Source organism: Neorhizobium galegae (genome assembly GCF_017877055.1).
GTDB lineage: Bacteria > Pseudomonadota > Alphaproteobacteria > Rhizobiales > Rhizobiaceae > Neorhizobium > Neorhizobium galegae_D.
Genome location: NZ_JAGIPG010000001.1, coordinates 1,247,148 through 1,269,664, shown reverse-complemented (window position 1 = coordinate 1,269,664; position 22,517 = coordinate 1,247,148). Strand labels below are relative to the sequence as shown.

General features: G+C 63.1%; 21 protein-coding genes. 15 read left to right on the top strand and 6 right to left on the bottom strand.

Features of this window, described 5'->3' with window-relative positions:
• The 4 genes from J2857_RS05935 (at position 1) to J2857_RS05920 (ending at position 3,234) form a co-directional block, all read left to right on the top strand.
• Entirely contained in the window at positions 1-924 is a 924-nt protein-coding gene (locus tag J2857_RS05935; protein WP_210009060.1) for a 2-dehydro-3-deoxygalactonokinase, read from the top strand.
• Between the two features lie 2 nt (positions 925-926).
• Positions 927-1,856, top strand: a complete 930-nt coding sequence (locus J2857_RS05930; RefSeq protein ID WP_210009059.1) for a 2-dehydro-3-deoxygalactonokinase — start codon at positions 927-929, stop codon at positions 1,854-1,856.
• A gap of 12 nt (positions 1,857-1,868) precedes the next feature.
• Positions 1,869-2,489: a 2-dehydro-3-deoxy-6-phosphogalactonate aldolase gene (locus J2857_RS05925; RefSeq protein ID WP_210009058.1), complete on the top strand. Its 621-nt coding sequence runs from the start codon at positions 1,869-1,871 to the stop codon at positions 2,487-2,489.
• A gap of 94 nt (positions 2,490-2,583) precedes the next feature.
• A complete protein-coding gene (locus tag J2857_RS05920) occupies positions 2,584-3,234 on the top strand; it encodes a class I SAM-dependent methyltransferase (protein ID WP_210009057.1) in 651 nt (216 codons plus the stop codon).
• A 7-nt stretch (positions 3,235-3,241) separates the two neighbouring features.
• Here J2857_RS05920 and J2857_RS05915 read toward each other — a convergent pair whose 3' ends face one another.
• Complete coding sequence (locus J2857_RS05915; RefSeq protein WP_038588004.1) at positions 3,242-4,093, bottom strand: MurR/RpiR family transcriptional regulator; 852 nt, start codon at positions 4,091-4,093, stop codon at positions 3,242-3,244.
• A gap of 228 nt (positions 4,094-4,321) precedes the next feature.
• On the opposite strand from J2857_RS05915, the gene murA reads away from it, so the two are divergent.
• The 10 genes from murA (at position 4,322) to J2857_RS05865 (ending at position 15,879) form a co-directional block, all read left to right on the top strand.
• On the top strand, positions 4,322-5,578 hold the full coding sequence (gene murA, locus J2857_RS05910) for a UDP-N-acetylglucosamine 1-carboxyvinyltransferase (RefSeq protein WP_210009056.1): 1,257 nt from the start codon (positions 4,322-4,324) through the stop codon (positions 5,576-5,578).
• Positions 5,575-6,459 (top strand): N-acetylglucosamine kinase, encoded by an 885-nt coding sequence (locus tag J2857_RS05905; RefSeq protein WP_210009055.1) that lies wholly within the window; start codon positions 5,575-5,577, stop codon positions 6,457-6,459. The genes murA and J2857_RS05905 overlap by 4 nt, the downstream gene beginning before the upstream one ends.
• A 181-nt stretch (positions 6,460-6,640) precedes the next feature.
• Positions 6,641-7,564, top strand: a complete 924-nt coding sequence (gene murQ, locus J2857_RS05900) for an N-acetylmuramic acid 6-phosphate etherase (RefSeq protein ID WP_210010053.1) — start codon at positions 6,641-6,643, stop codon at positions 7,562-7,564.
• Between the two features lie 77 nt (positions 7,565-7,641).
• Complete coding sequence (locus J2857_RS05895; protein WP_210009054.1) at positions 7,642-9,162, top strand: ABC transporter substrate-binding protein; 1,521 nt, start codon at positions 7,642-7,644, stop codon at positions 9,160-9,162.
• Positions 9,163-9,200: 38 nt separating this feature from the next.
• Positions 9,201-10,163 (top strand): ABC transporter permease, encoded by a 963-nt coding sequence (locus J2857_RS05890; protein WP_210009053.1) that lies wholly within the window; start codon positions 9,201-9,203, stop codon positions 10,161-10,163.
• The gene (locus tag J2857_RS05885) at positions 10,163-11,002 is read left to right on the top strand and encodes an ABC transporter permease (protein ID WP_210009052.1); all 840 of its coding nucleotides are present in this window, start codon (positions 10,163-10,165) and stop codon (positions 11,000-11,002) included. The genes J2857_RS05890 and J2857_RS05885 overlap by 1 nt, the downstream gene beginning before the upstream one ends.
• Positions 10,999-12,744 carry an ABC transporter ATP-binding protein gene (locus J2857_RS05880; RefSeq protein ID WP_210009051.1) on the top strand — a complete coding sequence of 582 codons (1,746 nt, stop codon included), beginning with the start codon at positions 10,999-11,001 and terminating at the stop codon, positions 12,742-12,744. The genes J2857_RS05885 and J2857_RS05880 overlap by 4 nt, the downstream gene beginning before the upstream one ends.
• 13 nt (positions 12,745-12,757) lie before the next feature.
• Positions 12,758-13,783: a serine hydrolase domain-containing protein gene (locus J2857_RS05875; RefSeq protein WP_210009050.1), complete on the top strand. Its 1,026-nt coding sequence runs from the start codon at positions 12,758-12,760 to the stop codon at positions 13,781-13,783.
• 11 nt (positions 13,784-13,794) lie between these two features.
• On the top strand, positions 13,795-14,910 hold the full coding sequence (locus tag J2857_RS05870; RefSeq protein WP_210009049.1) for an anhydro-N-acetylmuramic acid kinase: 1,116 nt from the start codon (positions 13,795-13,797) through the stop codon (positions 14,908-14,910).
• A gap of 48 nt (positions 14,911-14,958) precedes the next feature.
• On the top strand, positions 14,959-15,879 hold the full coding sequence (locus tag J2857_RS05865) for a DMT family transporter (RefSeq protein ID WP_210009048.1): 921 nt from the start codon (positions 14,959-14,961) through the stop codon (positions 15,877-15,879).
• A 6-nt stretch (positions 15,880-15,885) separates the two neighbouring features.
• Here J2857_RS05865 and J2857_RS05860 read toward each other — a convergent pair whose 3' ends face one another.
• The 5 genes from J2857_RS05860 to J2857_RS05840 form a co-directional block, all read right to left on the bottom strand.
• Positions 15,886-16,629: an ABC transporter permease gene (locus J2857_RS05860; RefSeq protein ID WP_210009047.1), complete on the bottom strand. Its 744-nt coding sequence runs from the start codon at positions 16,627-16,629 to the stop codon at positions 15,886-15,888.
• The gene (locus tag J2857_RS05855) at positions 16,626-17,564 is read right to left on the bottom strand and encodes an ABC transporter ATP-binding protein (RefSeq protein ID WP_210009046.1); all 939 of its coding nucleotides are present in this window, start codon (positions 17,562-17,564) and stop codon (positions 16,626-16,628) included. The genes J2857_RS05860 and J2857_RS05855 overlap by 4 nt, the downstream gene beginning before the upstream one ends.
• Positions 17,561-18,727 carry an ABC transporter permease gene (locus J2857_RS05850; protein ID WP_210009045.1) on the bottom strand — a complete coding sequence of 389 codons (1,167 nt, stop codon included), beginning with the start codon at positions 18,725-18,727 and terminating at the stop codon, positions 17,561-17,563. Before J2857_RS05850 ends, J2857_RS05855 begins: the two co-directional genes overlap by 4 nt.
• A gap of 93 nt (positions 18,728-18,820) precedes the next feature.
• Positions 18,821-19,732 carry a glycine betaine ABC transporter substrate-binding protein OsmF gene (gene osmF / locus J2857_RS05845; protein ID WP_210009044.1) on the bottom strand — a complete coding sequence of 304 codons (912 nt, stop codon included), beginning with the start codon at positions 19,730-19,732 and terminating at the stop codon, positions 18,821-18,823.
• Positions 19,733-19,932: 200 nt separating this feature from the next.
• Positions 19,933-20,619, bottom strand: coding sequence for a GntR family transcriptional regulator (locus J2857_RS05840; RefSeq protein ID WP_210009043.1), 687 nt, complete (start codon positions 20,617-20,619; stop codon positions 19,933-19,935).
• A 155-nt stretch (positions 20,620-20,774) separates the two neighbouring features.
• Here J2857_RS05840 and araD point away from each other — a divergent pair, with 155 nt between their 5' ends.
• The gene (gene araD / locus J2857_RS05835) at positions 20,775-22,505 is read left to right on the top strand and encodes an L-arabinonate dehydratase (protein ID WP_210009042.1); all 1,731 of its coding nucleotides are present in this window, start codon (positions 20,775-20,777) and stop codon (positions 22,503-22,505) included.
• Positions 22,506-22,517 lie beyond the last annotated feature (12 nt).

Below are 22,517 nucleotides of genomic sequence, written 5' to 3'. Positions count from 1 at the left end.
ATGTATATTGCAATCGAATGGACCTCCGCCGCCTTCCGTGCACTGCTTCTCGACGACGAAAAAGCACTCGGAGAAAGGAAGAGCGATCGCGGCACCACCAAGGTCGCTGCCGGCGATTTCGAGACCGCGCTCAGGGAAGAGCTCGGCGAGTGGACCGACAAGGCGGAAAAGATCCTGTTCTCCGGCATGGTCACCAGCCGCAACGGCTGGATCGAAAGCCCCTTCGCACCGGTGCCGGCTGGGCCTGCGGATTTGTTGGCCCAAGCTGTGACACATCAGGTCGAAGGCCTCCCCCCGCTGATCTTCCTGCCCGGCATCGCCCAGACGAAGCCACTTCCAGACGTGATGCGCGGCGAGGAAATGTCGCTCTTCGGCCTCCCGGCAACCGACGGCATCTTCGTACTGCCCGGTCCTCATGCCAAATGGGTGACAATGAAAGGCGGTCGCATCACCGCGATCACCACCTATATGTCCGGCGAGATCCTCAATCTGCTCAAGAAGGATTCGCTTGTCTCGCGCCTTATCCCGGCAACCTACGAGGCGCGCCCGGAAGCCTTTCGCCGTGGCGTCCAGACAGCGCTTGAACAAGAGACCCTGCCCGGTCGCATCCTCGCCCGCGTCTTTTCAGCGCGCAGCCTCGTCCTGTTCGACCGTCTGGCGCCGGAAGAGATCGCCGACTACCTGGCCGGCCTGATGATCGGCGCGGAAATCTCCGAGGCGCTCGGGCAGGACAAATCGAAGAAAATCAACGTCGTCGGTCACGCAGCGCTCGCCGAGCATTACAAAGCGGCGCTCGAGATCTTCGGGGCGGGCGCTAATCTCGTCACGCCCGACATCGCCGCCGGTTTCCGCCGGGTCGCCTCTCGACAGGGTGATAGGTCACGGGCTATCGAAGGGGCGAAAGCCGCTTCGGGAGAAATGTGACCATGCCCAAACCCACCTCGATCATCCTCGATTGGGGAACGAGCTCGCTGCGCGCCATGCTGGTTTCGGAAACAGGCGAAACGCTCGATACCCGCGATACGTCGAGCGGCGGCATCCAGTTCGTCAAGGACGGCGCCTTCGAGCAGGCGTTGATGGAAACGGTGGGCGAATGGTTTTCGGCGCACGGCCCCCTGCCCGTCCTGGCAAGCGGCATGATCACCAGCCGCAACGGCTGGGTCGAAGTACCCTATGTGGATACGCCCGGCGGGATCGCCGAGCTTGCCGCCGGCACGCGCAAACTCGCCCTTCAGAACGGCGCCGTCATCACCTTCCTGCCCGGCATGCGCGATCCGGCCGCCAAGCCGTTTCCGGATGTGATGCGCGGCGAGGAAACCCAGATCGTCGGCTACGGCCTCGACCGCGACCGCACCCTGGTCCTACCCGGCACCCATAGCAAATGGGCACGGGTCAAGGACAACCGCATCGACGGTTTCCAGACCTACGCGACCGGCGAGGTATTTGCGCTTCTGACCAAACATTCGTTCATCGCCAAGGCTCTGGAGCCGAAGCCCGGTGCCGAACCGGACTGGCAGAACTTCGATCGCGGGGCGGAATTTGCAGCCAGCGATTCGGCGGCCGCCGATGCCTTCCTGTCGGCAATCTTCAGCGCCCGCACCGGCATTCTCGACGGCAAATTGAAACCTGATGATATCCTCGACTACGTCTCCGGCCTCGTCATCGGCTCGGAATTCCGTCAGGCCCGTGCCGCCGGCTGGTTCAAGAACGGCGACACGATCGGCATCGTCGGCAACAACGTGCTCAACAGCCGCTACGGCCGGATCGCACCCCTGTTCGGCCTGACGGTCGAACCCGGTCCGGAAAACGCCGCGAAACGCGGCATCATGCTGATCGCGGCCGAAGCCGCGCAATAAAGGAGTTTCGAGATGACCTTCGAAGAGGCGCTCAGGGCATGCAATCTCGTCGCAATCCTGCGCGGCATCAAGCCAGAGGAGGCTGAAAGCGTCGGCGAGGTGCTGATCGAGGCCGGCTGGCGGATCATCGAAGTGCCGCTCAACTCCCCCGATCCGCTGAAGAGCATCGAAAAGCTCGTCAAACGTTTCGGGGACCAGGCCCTGATCGGAGCCGGCACCGTGCTGACACAGGCCCAGGTCGCCGACGTTGCCGCGACCGGCGCCAAGGTGATCATCTCGCCGAATGCGAATGTCGAAGTCATCAAGGCCAGCCGCGCGGTCGGCATGGTGAGCCTGCCCGGCGTCGCGACCCCGACGGAAGCCTTCGCAGCGATCGGGGCCGGCGCGACCGGCATCAAGGCTTTTCCGGCGGAAGCGATCCCGCCTTATGTCATCAAGGCGTGGAAGGCGGTACTGCCCAAGGAGATCCCGGTGCTCGCCGTCGGAGGTGTCACACCTGAAAACATGGCCGTCTACGCGCAGGCAGGCACGGCCGGCTTCGGCATCGGCTCCTCCCTTTACAAACCCGGCGCCGACATCGCCTCCATCCGCGAGAAAGCGAGAGAGTTCATCGAAGCAATGCGCGCGCTGTAACATCAGAAAACCCGTCGCAAATCCGTCGTGAAGCGGAACTATCGTTTTCGTCCTGAGTTTCAGCCGACCCATGGCAAGCCGGAGGGGGACGATCTTGGCAGTGATCCGCAACAGCGCCGAACATCAGCAGAAAGTGTATGAACGGTGGGCGCCGGTCTACGACCGGGTCTATCGCGGCTTGCTGCGCGACGGGCATCGCACGGTCGCAAGGCTCGCCGCCGAGGCCGGACGAGACATTCTCGAAATCGGCGTCGGCACCGGGCTCGTATTGCCATATTATCCGAAACATTGCCGCGTCACCGGTATCGATCTTTCCGAACACATGATCGCCAAGGCGCGTGAGAAGGTCGCCCGTAACCGTCTTACTCATGTTCAGGCGCTGCGGGTCATGGATGCGCACAACCTGGACTTTGCCGCCCGCTCGTTCGATGTCGTCTGCCTGCCCTTCGTCATCACCCTGATCCCGGATCCGGAACGGGCGCTCGACGAATGCGCCCGCGTCCTGCGTCCCGGCGGCGAGATCATCGTTGCGAGCAAGCTCGGTGACGGGCGCGGTCTGCAAGGCGCAATCGAACATGCCGTTGCGCCATTGGTACATCGGGTCGGGTGGAGTTCCTCCTTCCGCATCGCCCGGATCGTCGAATGGGCCGAGCGTCGCGGGGATTTCGAAGTCGCGGAGATCCGGCGCGTGTTTCCGAATGGCTTCTTCAAGGTGATGCGCCTCAGGCATCGCCTGGCCGCCTGACCTTGGGTCACTTTGCCTTCAGGACCGAGACCGCCAGTTCGCTGTTATGGACATATTCATTGGCGTCCGGCTGGCGTTGGACGAGCAGGATGAACAGCAAGTCCGTCAGCATCAGTTGCGCGTCGCGCGCGGTAATGGACGACGACCGCACGCGTTCCTCGTCGGCCACCGTATAAAGCCGGATATCCGCAGCCTGCATCAGCGGATTTCCGTTGAGGCCGGTAATGGCGATCACCGTCGCGCCGCGCTGGCGCGCCAGTTCGGCAATCCTCAGCGTCTCGAAACTGGTGCCGGAATAGGAAAGTGCCAGCAGTACGTCCTGGCTGTTGAGCGTCGAGACATTCGCCATCTGCACATGGCTGTCGCTGTCATGCAGCACATTGCGCCCGAGCTTCATCAGCTTGTAGGAAAAGTCGCGCGCGACCAGCGACGAAGCCCCAACGCCGGCCATATGGATGCGGCGCGCATCGTTGAGAGCCGTCAGCGCCCGCTCGATCTCCTGTTCGTTGTTGACCGCAAGCGTCTGCTGCATGGACAGCATCTTGCTGCCGATCAGCTTCTGCAGGATCGTCAGATAACTGTCGCCGACCTCGATCGAGCCGTGGATCATGCCGGGAGGTGCATGCCATTCCTGCGCCTTCGCCTCGCTGACGGCGAGCTTCAGCTCCTGGTATCCGGCAAAACCCAGCTTCTGGCTGAACTTCACGACGCTCGACTGGCTGCGCCCCGTCTCGGCGGCAAGCGCTGCCGAGGAAAGCCGCAGCATCTGGTCCGGATTGTCGAGGATGAACTGGCCGATCTCCCGGTCCGCCGGTGCCATATCCTCGATCTGCGCGTTGATCTTCTTTAAGACTGACATGCGTTCCTTCAGAAGCTTCCCGATGCGGTTTTGGCGATGGTGGAGGATATCACCGCAACGGTCGTCCGCAACAGCGTTTCCATCCCCGAGCCGAGGATGAATTATCGCAGATAATGCCGCGCAAAGGAATAAAAAATTCCGAATGATTGACAGGGGCGCCTTGTGGTTTAGTTTCGAGGGAGCGCAGATTGTTTTGAGATTCACTGCACCTCTTCGACAGGTTTCGTCATGGACAGATTACGGATCGTCGGCGGTCATCGGCTCCAGGGAGCCGTCACCATTGCCGGGGCGAAAAACGCGGCGCTCCCGCAGATTGCGGCAACGCTGCTCAGTCCCTACCCGGTCGAGCTCACCAACCTGCCGCAGGTCAGCGATGTGGAAAACATGCTGGGGGTCGTCGAGCTCCATGGCGCCGCCATCACCCGCACCGGCCATTCCACCATCGTCGATGCCAAGGCAATCGTCTCGAAGGAAACTTCCTACGACACCGTCCGCAAGATGCGCGCCACCGTGCTCGTGCTTGCACCGCTGCTCGCCCGCTTCGGCCAGGCACGCGTCTCGCTGCCTGGCGGCTGCGCCATCGGTGCGCGCCCAGTCGACATGCATATCAAGGCGCTCGCAGCGCTAGGGGCGGACATCGATATCGAGAACGGCCTGATCGTCGCCTCGGCATCGGGCGGCCTGAAGGGCGGACGCATCGTGCTTCCCTCCCCCTCCGTCGGTGCCACGGAGACGGCGATGATGGCCGCCACCGCCGCCAAGGGCGAAACCGAGATCCTCAACGCCGCCCGCGAACCCGAAGTCGGCGATCTCGCCGCCTGCCTGATCGCCATGGGTGCACGCATCGAAGGCGCCGGCACCCATCGCATCCTGGTAGAAGGCTCGACCACCTGGCAGCCGGCGAAGCATCACGGCATTCCCGACCGGATCGAAGCCGGAACCTACGCGGTCGCAGCCGCCATTACGGGCGGCATGCTGGAGCTCACCAACGCCCGGCTGGAGAACATGGCCTCCATCGTGCAGGTGCTGGAAGCAATGGGCGTCAGCATCTGGCCGAGCGATCGCGGCCTCGTCGTTTCGCGCGAAGGTCCGCTGAAGGCGACCGATATCACCACCGAGCCCTATCCGGGTTTCCCGACCGATCTTCAGGCGCAGTTCATGGCGCTTGCAGCCTGTGCCGAAGGTGCATCGCTGATCCGCGAAACCGTCTTCGAAAGCCGCTTCATGCACGTGCCGGAACTGATGCGCCTCGGCGCCAATATCGCGTTGCAGGGCACCACCGCACTGGTACGCGGCGGCGCCCCGTTGAAGGGAGCGCAGGTGATGGCGACGGATCTGCGCGCCTCCGTCTCGCTGGTGCTCGCCGGGCTGGTTTCCTCGGGTGAAACGGTTATCAACCGCGTCTACCATCTCGACCGCGGATACGAACAACTCGACCGCAAGCTTGGCCAATGCGGAGCCGATATCGAGCGGATCAGCGCATGACGGCCGGAACGGAACGCTTTTTCCTCGGCGTCGATGGAGGCGGTACCGGCTGCCGCGCCCGTATCGAGGACCAATCCGGCTCTGTCCTTGGCCAGGGCCTTTCCGGCCCTGCCACGACGCGGCTCGGTATCGAAGAAGCCTGGGCCTCGATCTCGCGCGCGTTCAATGCCGCCTTTGATGAAGCCGGGTTCGGGTCCGACGAGATAGCCCGCACCCATGTGGGCATCGGGCTTGCTGGCACCGGTCGCAAGGGTTCGGTCGAGGCCTTGAAGGCGATCCCCCACAGGTTCGCCAGCATCGATTTCGTCAGCGACGGAATGGGCGCCTGCCTCGGCGCCCATTCCGGCCGCGACGGCGCGATCGTCATCGCCGGCACCGGCTCGATCGGGCTCGGTTTCGCCGAAGGACGCAGCCTGCGCGTCGGCGGATACGGATTTCCCATTTCCGATGAAGGCAGCGGTGCAGATCTCGGCCTGAAAGCGGTACAACTGGCACTCCGGGCTCACGACGGACGGATTGAGAAAACCGCCCTCCTGATCGAGGTCATGCAGCGCTTCCAGAACGATCCTTTCGAAGCCATAGCCTGGATGGACCGTTCGTCCGCCACGGACTATGCCTCGCTTGCGCCGATGGTGATGCGGCATGCGGACCAGGGTGATTCCGCCGGCCGTCGCATCGTCCAAAGTGCTGCCGAACAGATCGACACGCTGGTCCGCACGCTGTTCGATCAGGGCGCTCCGCGCGTTACCCTGCTTGGCGGCCTGTCGAGCCCGCTGGAGGCCTGGCTGGCGCCCGACGTCCGCCGCCGCCTGAAGCCCGCAGACGGCGATGCCGTCTCAGGCGCGATCATCCTTGCCCGCCAAGCTGTCAAAGCCTCCTGAACCGCAATCCCGCCTTCAGAAAAGGCGGAGTGATGTGGAATAATATATTCCAATTTTCCATTGACTCATGGAATGGATGATCCTAATCCTCAAGGAAAGGATAACAAAGGGTGAGGAGCAACATCGTATGACGCCGATCCTGCGAAGCGCTGCGCCGCCCTCCGATCTCGAAGGCAGGGTCATGAGCGACGAACGGCTGATATCCGAACTGGAAAGACTGGTTTCGGAAGACCGCAATCCCCGCTCCATGGATATCGATCTCCTGCCGACAGTCGATGTCCTTCGCGAGATCAACGAGGAAGACCAGGGCGTTCCCGCGGCCGTGGAGAAGGTGATCCCGCAGATCGCCGAGGCCGTGGAGGAAATCGTTCGCGCTTTCCAGAAGGGCGCCCGGCTGGTCTATATCGGCGCCGGCACCAGCGGCCGCCTCGGCGTACTGGATGCCTCTGAATGCCCGCCGACCTTCAGCGTCCCGGAAGGCATGGTCGTCGGTCTGATCGCCGGCGGCAGCCACGCCCTCCAGCACGCCGTCGAAGGCGCAGAGGACAGCCCGGAACAGGGCCAGCAGGATCTCGCCGACATCGGCCTGACCGCAGACGACGTCGTTGTCGGCATCGCCGTCAGCGGCCGCACGCCTTACGTCATCGGTGCCTTGAACTATGCCAAGGGGCTTGGGGCGAAGACGGTCGCCCTCTCCTGTAATCCCGATGCCGTCATCGCCGATATTGCCGATATTGCCATTTCGCCGGTCGTCGGCCCGGAAATCCTCACCGGCTCGACCCGGCTGAAATCCGGCACGGCCCAGAAGCTCGTACTCAACATGCTGACTACGGCGAGCATGATCCGCATCGGCAAGAGCTATCAGAACCTGATGGTCGACCTGCATGCCAGCAACCAGAAGCTCGTCGCCCGCGCCGCCCGCATCGTCATGCAGGCAACCGGCTGCACGACGGAAGAGGCGCGCCGCGTGCTTGACCTCACCGGCAACGACGTCAAACTGGCGATCCTGATCGCGCTGACGGGAATGGATGTCGATACGGCGCGCGGGGCGCTCGACGATGCCGGAGGCTTCCTCCGCAAGGCAATTGATGGGAAGACAGCGTAAAGCTGCTGAATGACGGACCGCTGCTCGAATGTGGCTGGTCGAGACGACGAACAGATATCAAGAGAGGGAGAATAAAAATGGGAAGACATCTTTCGACTAAACTGCTGTCCGGCCTTGCGCTGGCGGTCACCATCGGCGCAACCGCAATCGCCTCGCCGGCCTCCGCCGCGTCGCTGAAAATGGCCTGGAAGCAGGATGCGACCGGCCTTGATCCGCACAAGCAGACCGCATTTTCTTCGATCCGCCTGCTGGAACTGATCTATGAACCCCTCGTCCGTTTCGACAAGGACCTGCAGATCGTCCCGGCCGTCGCCGCTTCGTGGGAATTTGCGCCCGATGCCAAGCAGATCACGTTCAAGCTCAACCCGAGCGCAAAATTCCAGGACGGCAAGCCGGTGACCGCAGCCGACGTGAAGGCTTCCTTCGAGCGCCTTCTCGACGAAAAGACTGCAGCCGCCGCGCGCGCCAACTTCCTGTCGATCGCTTCGATCGAGACCCCCGATCAGGCGACCGTCGTCTTCAAGCTGTCGCAGCCGGACGTGCCGTTGCTGACCGCCATGGCAAGCATTAACGCGGCGATCGTACCGGCAGCTGAAATCACCGCCGGCACGATCGGCACCAAGGCGCTTGGCTCGGGCCCGTTCAAGCTCGACAAGTGGGAGCCGAATTCCAGGGAAACGCTCTCCGCCAACAAGGACTGGGCCGGCGGCAAGATCGCCATCGACGGCATCGATATCAGCGTCCTGCCGGACGAAACCGCAATTCTCGCGGCGCTGCGCACCAAACAGGTCGATTTCGCGCTGATCAACGATCCGCTTGTGGCGACCCTCGTGCCGAAGGAAACAAGCCTGGTCCTCAACCGCACGCCGGTTCTCGCCTACCACGTGCTGCAGATGAACCCGTCCCGCAAGCCGATGGACGTGCTCGCCGTGCGCCAGGCGATCTCCTGCGCCATCGACCGCAAGGACGTGCTCGATACGGCCTCCGTCGGCGAAGGCAAGGTTACCGGTCCGCTGACCATGCCCGGCTACACGTCCGATGCCAGCACGCTGTTCTGCTACAAGCAGGACATCGCCAAGGCGAAGAAGCTGATGGCTGATGCAGGTTTTGCGAACGGCTTTACCGCGACCGTCATCGCCGCCAACGGCGAACCCGCGACCGCTGCCGCCGAAGCGCAGGTTCTGCAGTCCCAGCTCGCCGAAATCGGCGTCAAGCTCAACATCAAGATGATGGAGCTCAACGTCTATGTCGACGCCTGGCTGAAGGGCGATTTCGATATGGCGGTGGCGCTGAACGGCGGCCGGGCCGATCCCTATTCCATGTACAACCGTTACTGGACCAAGACCGGCAACCTGCAGAAGGTCACCAACTACATCGACGACACGCTCGACGGCCTGATGCAGAAGGGCCGCGTCGAGACCGATCCTGCCAAGCGCAAGGTCATCTTCGCCGACTTCGAAAAGCACCTCGTCGAAGTCGCTCCGTGGGCCTGGCTCTACACGTCCTACAGCTACACCGCACAGCAGAAGAACGTTCAGGGCTTCGTACCGACGCCGGAAGGCTCGCTGTTCGGCCTGAGCAAAGTCACCCTGCAGTGATGTTTGCCTGACGTTACGTATACGAGGTTGGTTGACCCATGAACTATCTGACGCGACGGCTTCTGACGTTTCCGCTCGTCATGCTCGGGGTTTCCATCCTCGTGTTCGTCGCAATCCGCTTGGTGCCGGGCGACGCGATCACCGCGATGCTCGGCACCGAAGCCGGCCTGCTGACGCCGGCGCAGCGGGCGGCGCTCTCTGCCTATTTCGGCATCGACAAGCCGATCCTGGTACAATACTGGAGCTGGCTTCTGGGCGTCCTGCAGGGCGATCTCGGCATTTCCGTGATCCACGGCAAGCCGGCTCTGGCCATCATCCTCGAACGTTTTCCGTTGACGCTGCAGCTCGCATTGATGTCCATGTGCGTGGCGCTTCTCGTCGGCCTGCCGGCTGGCGTATTTGCCGCCACCCGCAACGAAAAGATGTCCGATCTTGCAGTGCGGATCTTCGCAATGATCGGCCAGTCGACACCGAACTTTGTCGTCGGCCTGCTGATCATCTATGCTCTCTCGGCCGGCTTCGGCATCCTGCCGACGATGGGTGAGTTCACGCCGCTATTCACCGATCCGCTACGCAATCTCGGCCAGATGATCCTGCCTGCGGTGACACTCGGCTTCGCTTTCGCCTCCTCCGTCACCCGCATTTCGCGGTCCGCCATGCTCGATGTGCTGAGCGACGACTATGTCCGCACGGCCCGCTCGAAGGGCGTGCCGAAGCGGAGCGTCATCTGGCGCCATGCCCTGCCGAATGCGCTGATCCCGGTGGTCACCCTGAGCGGCGTCGAATTCGGCTACCTGCTCGGCGGCGCCGTGCTGGTGGAGCAGATCTACGCTCTTCCCGGCCTCGGCCGCCTCGTCCTCGAAGCGATCCTGCAGCGTGACTATGCGCTGGTGCAGGGCTGCGTTCTGTTCATTGCCTTCAACTTCATGGTGGTCAATCTGCTCGTCGACCTCGCTTATGTGACGCTCGATCCGCGCATCCGGCTCGGAGAGAGCAAGTGATGTCGATATTGCGTGCAATTTTCAGCCATCCCAGCGGCAGGATCGGCGGTACGATCGTTGTGATCTATCTCGCCGTCGCGCTGCTCGGCATGTTTGACGTCACTCCCTACAGTCCGCTGCAGCAGTTCCGCATCGACAGGCTGCACGCGCCGAACGCGGTCTATTGGATGGGCACCGACCTGTTCGGCCGCGATATCGCGAGCCGGCTGATGAACGGCATCGGCCAGTCCTTCCTCGTCGCCTTCTGCTCGGTGGCGATCGCGACGTTTGCCGGCACCATACTCGGCCTTACCGCCGCCTGGTTCGGCAAGGCCTGGGACGGCCTCGTGATGCGCATCATGGACGTGCTGCTCGCTTTCCCGGCCATCCTGCTCGCCCTCCTCATCATCGCCGTTGTCGGCCCAGGTACCTGGACCAGCGTGGCTGCGATCGCCATCGTCTATACGCCGATCTTCACCCGCGTCGTGCGCGGCCCGGCCCTCTCCATCAAGGCTCGCGAATTCGTCGATGCGGCGCGCACCTTCGGCTCAAGTAGGCGCTATATCCTGACCCGGCACCTTCTCCTCAATCTCGTGGCACCACTGACGGTTCAGGTCACGCTCGCTTTGGCATGGTCGCTGCTGACCGAAGCCGGCTTGAGCTTCCTCGGCCTCGGCACCCAGCCGCCGGCCTCCTCGCTCGGACTGATGCTTGCCGACAGCCGCAACCTGATGGAAAATGCGCCCTGGATGCTGATCTTCCCGGCGGTCGCCATCATGATCAGCATTTTAGGCTTCAACCTGCTCGGCGACGCTTTGCGCGACATCCTCGATCCCAAGACGCGGAGGTCCGCTCCATGACGCCGCTTCTCTCGGTATCGAACCTGCGCGTCGGTTTCGGGCGCAATCCCGAAGCCAACGAGATCGTCAAGGGCGTCAGCTTCGACCTCGATGCCGGCGAGACGCTGGCGATTGTCGGCGAAAGCGGCTCCGGCAAATCCGTCACCGCGCTCTCCGTCAACCGGCTGGTGGATTTCGGCGGCGGTCGCATCATCGGCGGCTCGATCACCCTGAAACGCGCCGACGGCAGCGTTCTCGACATCACCAAAGCCGGCGAGCCGGTGCTCGAAAAGATCCGCGGCTCCGAGATCGGCATGATCTTCCAGGAGCCGATGACCTCGCTGAACCCGGTCCTGACGATCGGCCGCCAGATCGAGGAATCGTTTCGCCTGCATCGCGGGCTGACCGGCAGGCAGGCGACGGCCGCGGCCAAGGACGCACTCGACCGGGTACGCATTCCCGACGCGGCACGGCGCCTCAAATACACCCCGAACCAGCTTTCCGGCGGCATGCTCCAGCGGGTCATGATCGCCATGGCACTGGCCTGCAATCCGCGCCTGCTGATCGCCGACGAACCGACGACCGCGCTCGACGTCACCGTCCAGGCGCAGATCATGGCGCTGCTCGGGGAACTGAAGCGCGAGACCGACATGGGGATGATCTTCATCACCCATGACATCGGCCTCGTGGCCGGTATCGCCGACAAGGTCATGGTCATGCAGGCCGGCGAAGCGGTCGAGCAGGGACTGCTTGGTGATGTCCTCGACCAGCCGAAACATCCCTATACCCAGCATCTCCTGAGCGCCGTGCCGCATTTCGAATCCGGCCGCGCCGCGCGTTCCGATTTCAACCGCGAGCAGTCCGAAGCAATCGTCCCTGCCCTGACGGTCGAGGGCCTGACGGTTCGCTTCAAGGTGGCCGGCAGCATTCTCAGCCGTTCGCCGGGCTCGGTCCACGCGGTCGAGAATGTCGGTTTCGACCTGATGCCGGGCGAGACGCTGGCGATCGTCGGCGAAAGCGGCTCCGGCAAATCGACCACCGCCCGCGCCATCTTAGGTCTCGTGAAGCCCACCCGCGGCAGTTTTTCCGCCAACAACGGAACGATCGTGGATGGCAGCGATCCTTCCGTGCAGATGGTCTTCCAGAACCCCTATGCCTCGCTCAATCCGCGGCTGCGGATCGACAGCATCCTTGCGGAACCGGTGATCGCCGCCGGCGGCCGGATCAATGCCGAAACGCGCGCGAAAATGGTGGCGCTGCTGAAGCGCGTCGGCTTGCCCGAAAACAGCCTGCTGCGTTACCCGCACGAATTCTCCGGCGGCCAGCGCCAGCGCCTCTGTATCGCCCGCGCGTTGATGCTCAATCCATCGATCGTGGTGCTCGACGAAGCGGTTTCGGCGCTGGACGTCTCGGTACAGGCCAAGGTGCTGGAACTGCTGGTCGATCTGCAGCACGAATACGGCCTCGCCTATCTCTTCGTGTCACACGACATGGCTGTCGTCGAGCGTATCGCCCATCGCATCGCCGTGCTCTATGCTGGCCAGATCGTCGAGATCGGTAATGCCGCATCGGTTCTGTCCGACCCGCAGCATTCCTACACGAAGCGGCTGATTTCCGCCGTCCCGAGCATCGAGCGCCGCAACCAGCATTTCGAACTCGACACGCGCCAGGTCCCGTCGCTGGTCCGTCCGCAGGGCTTCGAACCGCCGCCCGCCGAATGGCGAACCTATGGACGCGATCACCGGGCACGAGCGGAAGCCTGAGGATGTAACGATCATGAACGATAAAGCTTCCGCCAGTCCCGAACTTGCCACCGTCTTCGAACGCGCCTTCGCCCCACTGACGCAGTCCGTCGCCGATAATCGCATCCCGGGCGGTGTGCTGGGCGTTGTCGACCTGAAGCACGGCCGCATGACCCGCGCCATCGGCTCGGCCCAATTCGTTCCCACTCAACGTCCGATGACCTTGGACACCTGGTTCGACCTCGCCTCGCTCACCAAGGTGATCTTCACCACGGGGCGCATCCTGAAGCTTGCCGACGACGGCGTGATCGATCTCGACGCGCCGCTCACCACGCTGCTGCCGGACCTGCGCCAGTACAATGCCGAGGCCTGGGAACGGAAGATCACCTTCCGCCAATGCCTCGGTCACCAGACGCCGTTTCCGGGCGTCGAGCCGATCTATACCTATGGCCGCGATCCGGATCTGCTCCGCGCCTTCATCCTGCAGCGCGAATGGAAAGCGGGCCCGCCGGTCTATTCCGACATCAACTTCATCCTGCTCGGCTTCGCGCTCGAACGGCTGGCGAAAAAGACGATCCGCGACATCGATCCCGGGCCGGGCTTTGCCTGGTCCGCCGATCCGGAAAACGCCGCCGCCACCGAAGACTGCGCCTGGCGGCACCGGGTTCTCTGCGGCGAAGTGCACGACGAGAACTGCGCGGCGCTGCAGGGTTCCGGCCATGCCGGCCTGTTCGGCACCGTAACGTCCGTTCTGGACTTCGCCGAAAGCCTGCTCGACGGCACCGGCGCCTCCAGGAACGCGATCGCATTGATGCGCACGCCGCTCTCCAACAGACGCACCCACGGCTGGGAACATCCCTTTGCCGACTGGTGGGGCGGCGAGCTGTGCGGTGCCGGCACCATCGGCCATACGGGCTTCACCGGCACCAGCCTGTTGATCGATTTCGACAAGGGCCGCGCCGTGACCCTGCTCACCAACCGCATCCATCCGACCCGCCATTTCGACAGCGGCATCCTGACGCTGCGCCAGGCGGTCTGCAATCTCGTCAATCAACCTTGAGGAACCAGACTATGGAGCCAATCTGGGCCGTCGGCCTGATGACCGGAACCGTTCTCGACGGCAATATCGACGTAGCGCTCCTGAAGACCGACGGCGAAACGATCGAGACCTTTGGCGCCTATACGCTTGCCCCGTATCGGCCGGAAATCCGCGCGCTGCTGGAGGAGACGCTGGCGCAGGCCCGCGTCTGGAATTTCGAAGGCCCCGATCCGGCGATCTTCAAAGAGGCGGAAGAGGCACTGACAAAGGCACAGTCCTATGCCGTCAGGGAACTGGTCGAAAGCACCGGGCTGACCATGGCCGATATCGGCATCGTCGGTTTCCACGGCCAGAGCGTGCTCCACCGCGCGCCGACGAAGGAGCGGATCGGCGACACCCGCCAGCTCGGCGATGGCGAGTTGATGGCCTCGATTCTCGGCACCAAGGTCGCCTACGACTTTCGCTCGGCGGACGTGCGCGCCGGCGGCCAGGGCGCCCCGCTTGCCGCCGCCTACCATTCCGCTCTGCTGCGTGGCGTCGATACCAGCGGCGATACGGCCGTGCTCAATCTCGGCGGCGTTGCCAACATCACTTGGTGGGACGGCAAGGACCTGATGATCGCCTTCGATACCGGCCCTGCCAACGCACCCCTCAACGATTTCATCAAAGCGCGCGGCCTCGGCGAAATGGACCACAACGGCGCACTCGGCGCCTCTGGCATCGTCGATGAGGAACGCCTCGCCAAACTGCTTGAGCATCCCTATCTCGCAGCGCCCTATCCGAAATCGCTCGACCGCTTCGACTTCACCGCCGCCATGGCGGACGGTCTTGATGACGCCACCGGCGCGGCGACCCTGTCGGCCTTCACCGCTTCCGCTGTCGGCAAGGCGCTCGATCTCCTGCCGCATCGGCCGAAGCGGCTGATTGTCAGCGGCGGCGGGCGTCACAACCCGACGATCATGTCGATGATCGAAAGCCGAGCGGGCGTCAAAGCCGTCTCCGCGGATACGCTCGGCTGGCGCGGCGATGCGGTCGAGGCCGAGTGTTTCGCTTTCCTCGCGGTCCGCGTGCTGCGCGGCATGCCGATCAGCTTCCCGACAACCACCGGTGCACCAAAACCCTTGCAAGGTGGCAGGCTCGCCGGGTAAGTCCCGGCTTTCGAATTGCAGGATCAGAGTCGGGAGCGGCCGGACGTCATGAACAAAAGAGCCTCTTCCGCCCTCGGCGGCAATGCCGTGCTGGCCGGCGTTCTGCTGTTTCTGCTTGGCGCCTTCATGTTCTCGCTGAACGACGCCATGGGGAAATGGCTGGTCGCGAGTTTCTCGGTCGGCCAGGTTCTGGTGATCCGCTCCTTCGGCGCCTTCTTCGTGCTTGGCCCGATGATCGCCCGCCAGCCGATCTCGACCTTGTACAAGGTCGAACGAATTCCGCTGCAGGTGCTGCGCATCGTGTTCGCCACCGGCGATCTGGCGCTGTTTTATGCGGCCGTAATCTATCTGCCCCTTGCCGACGTAATGACCTTCTACATGGCCGGGCCAATTTATGTGGCGGCCCTCTCTCATTTCCTGCTCGGCGAGCGGATCGGCTGGCGGCGCTGGCTCGCCGTCCTCATCGGGTTCGTCGGCGTCGTGATCGCGCTTCGGCCTTCTTCGCAGATGTTGGCATGGCCTTCCGTCTTCGGCCTCGTCGGCAGCCTGTCCTTCGCGCTCACCCTGGTCCTGAACCGCAGGCTGCGCGCGACGACCGATGCGACGCTCGTTACCTGGCAGACGGTTGCCGGCCTCGTTGCCGGCATATTTCTCAGCATCGGCCACTGGAGCCCGTTCAATGTCGGCGAATTGCTGGCGCTGCTGCTGCTCGGCGTCGTCGCCTGCATCGCCCATCTCCTGATCACCCGCTCATTGAAGCTCGCGCCTGCCTCCGTGCTCGCGCCGCTGCAATATACGCTGCTAGTCTGGGCGGTCATTCTCGGCTGGCTGTTCTTCGGCGACCTGCCAGATGCGCAGACCTGGATGGGCGCGGGCATTATCGTCATCGCCGGTCTGTTCATCTTCCACCGCGGCAACCTGAAAGAGGATGTGGAACCGGTCGTGCCGACTGATTCCAGCCACGGTTGACAAAGCTCAGGCCGAACCCGTCCGACGGGCCAGCATGCCTTCGATCGCCGAGAGCCCGTCATAGATCAGCACGGCCAGCGCGCCGACGATCAACCCGCCCTGCAGCACGAAGGCGAGGTTATTGGATTGCAGCCCGGCGATGATCACCTCGCCGAGCGTCTTTGCCGCAACCGTCGAACCGATCGTCGCCGTGGCAAGGCTGATCACCACCGAAAGCCGGATGCCCGCGACGATCACCGGCAGCGACAGCGGCAATTCGATCTGCATCAGACGCTGGAAATTGGTCATCCCCGCCCCGCGCGCCGCCTCGATCACCGAGCGCGGCAGGTTGGTCAGCGCCGTCAGCGTGTTTTCGAAGATCGGCAGCAGGCCGTAGAGAAACAGCGCGATCAACGTCGGCTTCTCGCCGAAACCGACAGCCGGCACGGCAAGCGCCAGCACCGCGACCGGCGGAAAGGTCTGCCCGATATTGACGAGGCTGCGGGAGAGCGCCAGGAACTCCGTCCCGAACGGCCTCGTGACGAGGATCGCCAGAAGCACGGCGATGATCGTCGCAGCCAGCGTCGCGATAAAGACCGTCCGTAAATGCAGGAGCGCTAGGCTGAGCAGGCTGCCCTGATTGTAGATCGCCGGTGCGTTCTGCTGCACGAGCGGCTTCAGCAACGGCTCGAAACTTCCCGGCGACAGCAGGAAGGCGATCAGCACCACAAGCAGCAGGCCGCGCAGGATGGTCGGCGCCCAAGCCCTCATCGCGGCCTCGCAGCACGTTTGAGGATCGCGTCCAGCGTCACCCGGCCCATCGGCACACCGTTCTTCGAGATGACCGGGAGCGCATCTCGGCCGCTCCAGATCAGATCGGCAAGCGCCTCCTGCTGGCTCCTGTCCTCGCTAATCGGCGCGCCGTCCGCATCGCCCGGCTCTGCCGCAGCACCGGTCTTGGCGATAGAAAGCAGCCGGAACGGCCGCTCCGCATCGCCGATCAACGTTTCGACGAAAGGCGTGGCCGGCGATCGCACCAGTTCGGCCGGCGGCCCGTATTGCACCACCCCGCCCTTGTCCATCACCGCGATCTTGTCGGCCAGATGAAAGGCCTCGTTCATATCGTGGGTGACAAGCACGATCGTCGTGCCGAAATGTTTCTGGATCGCCAGCAGATCCTCCTGCGCCTTGGCGCGGATGATCGGGTCGAGTGCTCCGAAGGGCTCGTCCATCAGAAGCACGTTGGGTTCGGCTGCAAGCGCCCGCGCCACGCCGACACGTTGCTGCTGGCCGCCGGAAAGTTCGTGGGGATAACGGGGGCCGAAGGTCTTCGGCTCAAGTTGGAAGAGCGTCAGCAATTCCTCGACCTTGGCGTCGATGCGGGCCTTCTTCCAGCCGAGCAGGCCCGGCACCGTCGCGATATTCTGCGCCACCGTCCGGTGCGGGAAAAGCCCGTGCCCCTGGATCGCGTAACCAATCCGACGCCGCAATTCGTAACCGGGGATCGACCGGTTGTCCTCGCCGTCAAGCCGGATCGCGCCTTCACTTGCCTCCACCAGCCGGTTGATCATCCGGATCAGCGTCGTCTTGCCGGAGCCCGAGGTACCGACGACGACCGTGACGGTGCGCGGCTCGATCACCATCGAGACGTTGTCGACGACGGGTACCCCATCGTAGCGCTTGGAAATGGCGTCGATCTCGATCATGCGGATCTGGCTCCGTTGGGGACGAGGGAGTTCATCTCGATCAGCGCGTCGAGGACGACGGCCGAGGCAAAGGCGAGCACCACGGTCGGCACGGCGCCGAGCAGCACGAGATCCATCGCCGTCTGGCCGATGCCCTGAAAGACGAACACGCCAAAGCCACCGCCGCCGATCAGCGCGGCAATCGTCGCCATGCCGATATTCTGGACGAGGACAATGCGGATCGCCGTCAGGATGACCGGCAGCGCCAGCGGAAACTCGATCTTGAACAGCCGCTGGCGACCGGTCATGCCGATGCCACGAGCCGCGTCATTAGCGGCACGCGGCACGCCGGCGAGTCCGACGACGGTATTGGCGACGACAGGCAGCAGCGAATAGAGAAACAGCGCCACGAAGGCCGGAGCCACCCCGATGCCGCGGATGCCGATCGCGGCCGCCCCCGGCACATTGGTGGCGATCCAGCCGAGTGGCGCGATCAGGACGCCGAAAAGCGCGATCGACGGAATCGTCTGGACGAGGTTCAGCGTGTTCAGCACGCCATCCCTCAGCGGCGCCACCCGATGACAGAGAATGCCGAGCGGCAGCCCGACCAGGACTGCGGCAAACAGTGAGCCAAGCGCCAATTCCACATGCTTGCCCGCCTCGACCCAGAAGACATCGGCGCGGCCGGAATATTCCTTCATGATCGACAGCCCGTTCCAGCTCCCCGACATCAGCAGCGCACCGATCGCCACCGCCGCCAGAAGCAAAAACAGGACCCGCATCCCCGGCGGCGGATCGAGCCGCGTGATCGCATCGGCCGCCAGAAGCGCGAAGGCGAACAGCAGGATCCAGAAGCCTGAAGCGGGTGACACCCGGGCATAGGTATTGCCGGCCGGTGTCAGGAATGTCGCGGCGTATCCGATCGAAAGCGTCAGCGCCGCAAGTGCTGCGACGGCAGCGATCAGCTTGATCCAGGGAGACGCGCGAAAGAGTGCTGCCGCGATTGCGACAACCAGCACGCCGATCAGTGCCCAGCCTGCCCAGGCCGGCAATGAATCGAGCATCGATCCCGCCTTCCCCTGCACGATGCGATTGGGCTTGAGCGTCGCAAACGACGACCAGAGCGCACCGTAGGCGGCTAGAAGGGCGATGACGATGCCGAGCTTATCGAACCGAACTCTCAAACCGTCCCTGCCTATAAGCGACTCACCACCGATGAAAAAGCCGGACGCTTGAGCGCCCGGCCCATGTTGACACAAAACAGCTCCGAAAAGGAATTACTTCAGGAAGCCGTTTTTCTTGAGAAAGTCCTCGGCAACCGCCTTGGCCGGCTCGCCACCCACCTGCACGCGACCATTGAGATCCTGAAGGGTGACGAGATCCAGCTTGGCGAAGACCGGCTTCAGCACCGCCTCGATGTTCGGGTTCTTCTTGAGCACCGCTTCGCGAATGATCGGGGTCGGCTGATAGACCGGTTGAACGCCCTTGTCGTCTTCGAGAACCACCAGGCCGGACGGCGCGATGCCACCGTCGGTGCCGTATACCATGGCGGCATTGGCATTGTTGGTCTGGTTGGCGGCCGCAGCAATGGTTGCCGCCGTATCGCCGCCGGAAAGCGTGATCAGCTGGTCGGGCTTCAGCTTGAAGCCGTAGGTCGTCTGGAAGGCCGGTAATGCTGCGGCCGAATTGACGAATTCGGAGGAGGCCGCCAGCACGATCTTGCCGCCGGCCGTGACATATTTGCCGAAATCGGTCAGCGTCTTCAGCTTGTTCGCATCCGCGACATCCTTGCGAACGGCGATCGCCCAGGTGTTGTTGGCTGACGACGGCGTCAGCCAGACGATCTTGTTGGCATCGTAGTCGAGCTTCTTGACCGCTTCATAGGCCTTTTGCGGGTTCTTCCAGGCAGGATCGTCGCCCTTCTCGAAGAAGAACGCGCCATTGCCGGTATATTCCGGATAGATGTCGATCTCGCCGGCAGTGATCGCCTTGCGCACCACCGGCGTCGCACCGAGCTGGATGCGGTCGGTGGCCTGAATGTTGTTTGCCTTCAGCATGGCAAGGATAATGTTGCCGAGCACGCCGCCCTCGGTGTCGATCTTGGACGAGACGACGACCTGCGCATTGGCCATGGTGGCCGAAACGCCAAGCGCAAAAGCAATGCCTAAAAGCTTCTTTTTCAAAGACATGACAGAATTTCCCTCCGGATCGCCAGTCCCACCTCGTTTGACTTGGCCTGGAACACATAAAAGCCACTGTTATGTAGGGCGGCTTGTGCAATGTGCGAGTTCTGGAAGGGCGCATCCGACAAATATTTTGTGCGGTGCATTTTTCTCCGCCGAGCGATCTAGCTCATCAGATTTGCGGTCATCAAAACCCCTCCCCGATTTCATGCCTGAGACACGCGAACCAGATGTTTCTCGCCCGAGCGAATGACGTGATCGCGCATCAGGCGCTCGGCGAGATCGGGATCGCGGTCGACGATCGCATTGGCAATGGCCTCATGCTCCTCGACCGCCAGAAAGCGCTCCCGCTCCTCCGACAGCACGCTGAGACGGGCTGCATGGGTGTAGATGCTCTGGCCACCCTGCAGGCGACGCAGATAGCCGCAGCCGGATGCTTCATGGATGACGTTGTGGAAGCGCTCGTTGAGAGCGATGAACTGGAGCACGTCCACCGTCTCGAGGCCGGTCCGCATCTCGACGATGAGTTCGCGCATCACGGCCACGTCCTCATCCTTCACCCGCTTGGCGGCCTGGCGAGCAATCATGCTCTCGATCGCAGCACGCGCCAGCATCATCTCTTCCGCCTGGCCGGCATTGAAGGTGACATAAATCCCGCGGCGAGGCTCCGGCCGCACCAGCCCTTCGGCCTCGAGCACGCGCAAAGCCTCCTTCAGCGGTGTCGTGCTGATGCCGAGCTGGCCGGCGAGATGGCGTTCGTTCAGCTTTTCGCCGCTCTTCAGCCGGCCGGAAAGAATGGCATCGCGTACCAGCCCGTAAACGTGGTCGCGCAGGCTTTTCAGAAAAACCGGCGCCACTGGCAGAAGCGCGTTATCGCCGCCTCCCATCCGCATTCTCCACCTTGTCCTTGTGCCGATCTAGCACCTGAAATTTGATATATCAATTTAAAACCAGCGTGTTTAAGCTGGCGCCGGGCGGGAGGAGCTCCGTCCCCATGATCGACCATGAACGATCGTGGAGTGATGGCAGAATTTCTGGAAGAACAAGCATGACTAAGGAAGCAGCCGATCTCCGCAGCGCCCGTTGGTTCGCGCCGGATGATCTCCGTTCGTCGGGACACCGCTCCCGAATGATGCAGATGGGTTTTGACGAGAAGGATTGGGGCAAGAAGCCGATCATCGCCATCCTCAATACCTGGTCCGACCTCAACGCCTGCCATGCGCATTTCAAGGATCGCGTCGAACACGTTAAGCGCGGCGTGCTTCAGGCCGGTGGCTTCCCGGTCGAACTGCCGGTCCAGTCGCTCTCCGAAAGCGCGCTGAAGCCGACATCGATGCTCTATCGCAACTTCCTCGCCATGGAGGCCGAGGAACTCTTGCGCGCCCATCCGGTCGACGGTGCGGTGTTGATGGGCGGCTGCGACAAGACCACGCCGGCTCTGGTCATGGGCGCCATCAGCGCCGGTTTCCCGATGATCTTCCTGCCCGCCGGCCCGATGCTGCGCGGCAACTACAAGGGCGAATGGCTGGGCTCCGGCTCGGACGCCTGGAAATACTGGGACGAACGCCGCGCCGGCACGATTTCCGAAGAACAATGGACTGGCGTCGAAGAGGGCATTGCCCGCTCCTACGGCCATTGCATGACCTTCGGCACCGCAAGCACCATGACCGCGATTGCCGAAGCGCTCGGCCTCACCCTCCCCGGCGCGAGCTCCATTCCGGCCGCCGACGTCAACCATATGCGCATGAGCACGCGCTGTGGCCGCCGGATCGTCGAAATGGTCTGGGATGAACTGACGCCTGACAAGATCATCACGCCGGATGCCGTCCACAATGCGACGACCGTCGCCATGGCGACCGGCTGTTCCACCAATGCGGTCGTGCATCTGCTGTCGATGGCCCGCCGCGCCGGCGTGCCGCTGACACTGGACGATCTGGACAAGGCGGGACGCACGACGCCAGTCGTCGCCAACATCCGCCCGTCCGGCGACAAATATCTGATGGAAGACTTCTATTACGCCGGGGGCCTGCGCGCCCTGATGTCGGAAATCAAGGATCTCCTGAAACTCGACGCCATGACCGTCAGCGGTGTCCCGCTCGGCGAGACGCTGGAAGGCGCGGAAGTCTACAACAGCGACGTCATCCGCCCCTTGTCGAACCCGATCTATCATGAGGGTTCCCTGGCGGTCCTCAAGGGCAACCTCGCGCCGGACGGCTGCGTCATGAAACCTTCCGCCTGCGAGCCGCGGCTGCGGGTCCACGAAGGTCCCGCCCTCGTCTTCGACAGTTATCCGGAAATGAAGGCGATGATCGACCGCGAGGACCTCGACGTCACCGCCGACCACGTGCTGATCCTCCGCAACGCCGGCCCCAAGGGCGGTCCCGGCATGCCGGAATGGGGCATGCTGCCGATCCCGAAGAAGATCCTGAAACAGGGTTATCGCGACATGCTGCGCATATCCGATGCCCGCATGTCCGGCACGAGCTACGGCGCCTGCATCCTGCATGTGGCGCCTGAAGCCCATGTTGGCGGCCCGCTGTCGCTGGTGCGCACCGGCGACATCATCCGCGTCGATCTGCCGAACCGCTCGATCGACATGCTGGTGGACGAAGCAACGCTCGCCAGGCGCCGTGCCGAATGGGTGGCGCCCGCCGACAAATACGAACGCGGCTACGGCTGGATGTTTGCCAAGCACATCAAGCAGGCCAACGAAGGTTGCGACTTCGACTTTCTCGAACGGGAATTCGGCGCCACCGCCGGCGAGCCCGATATTTTCTGACCCGATATCTCC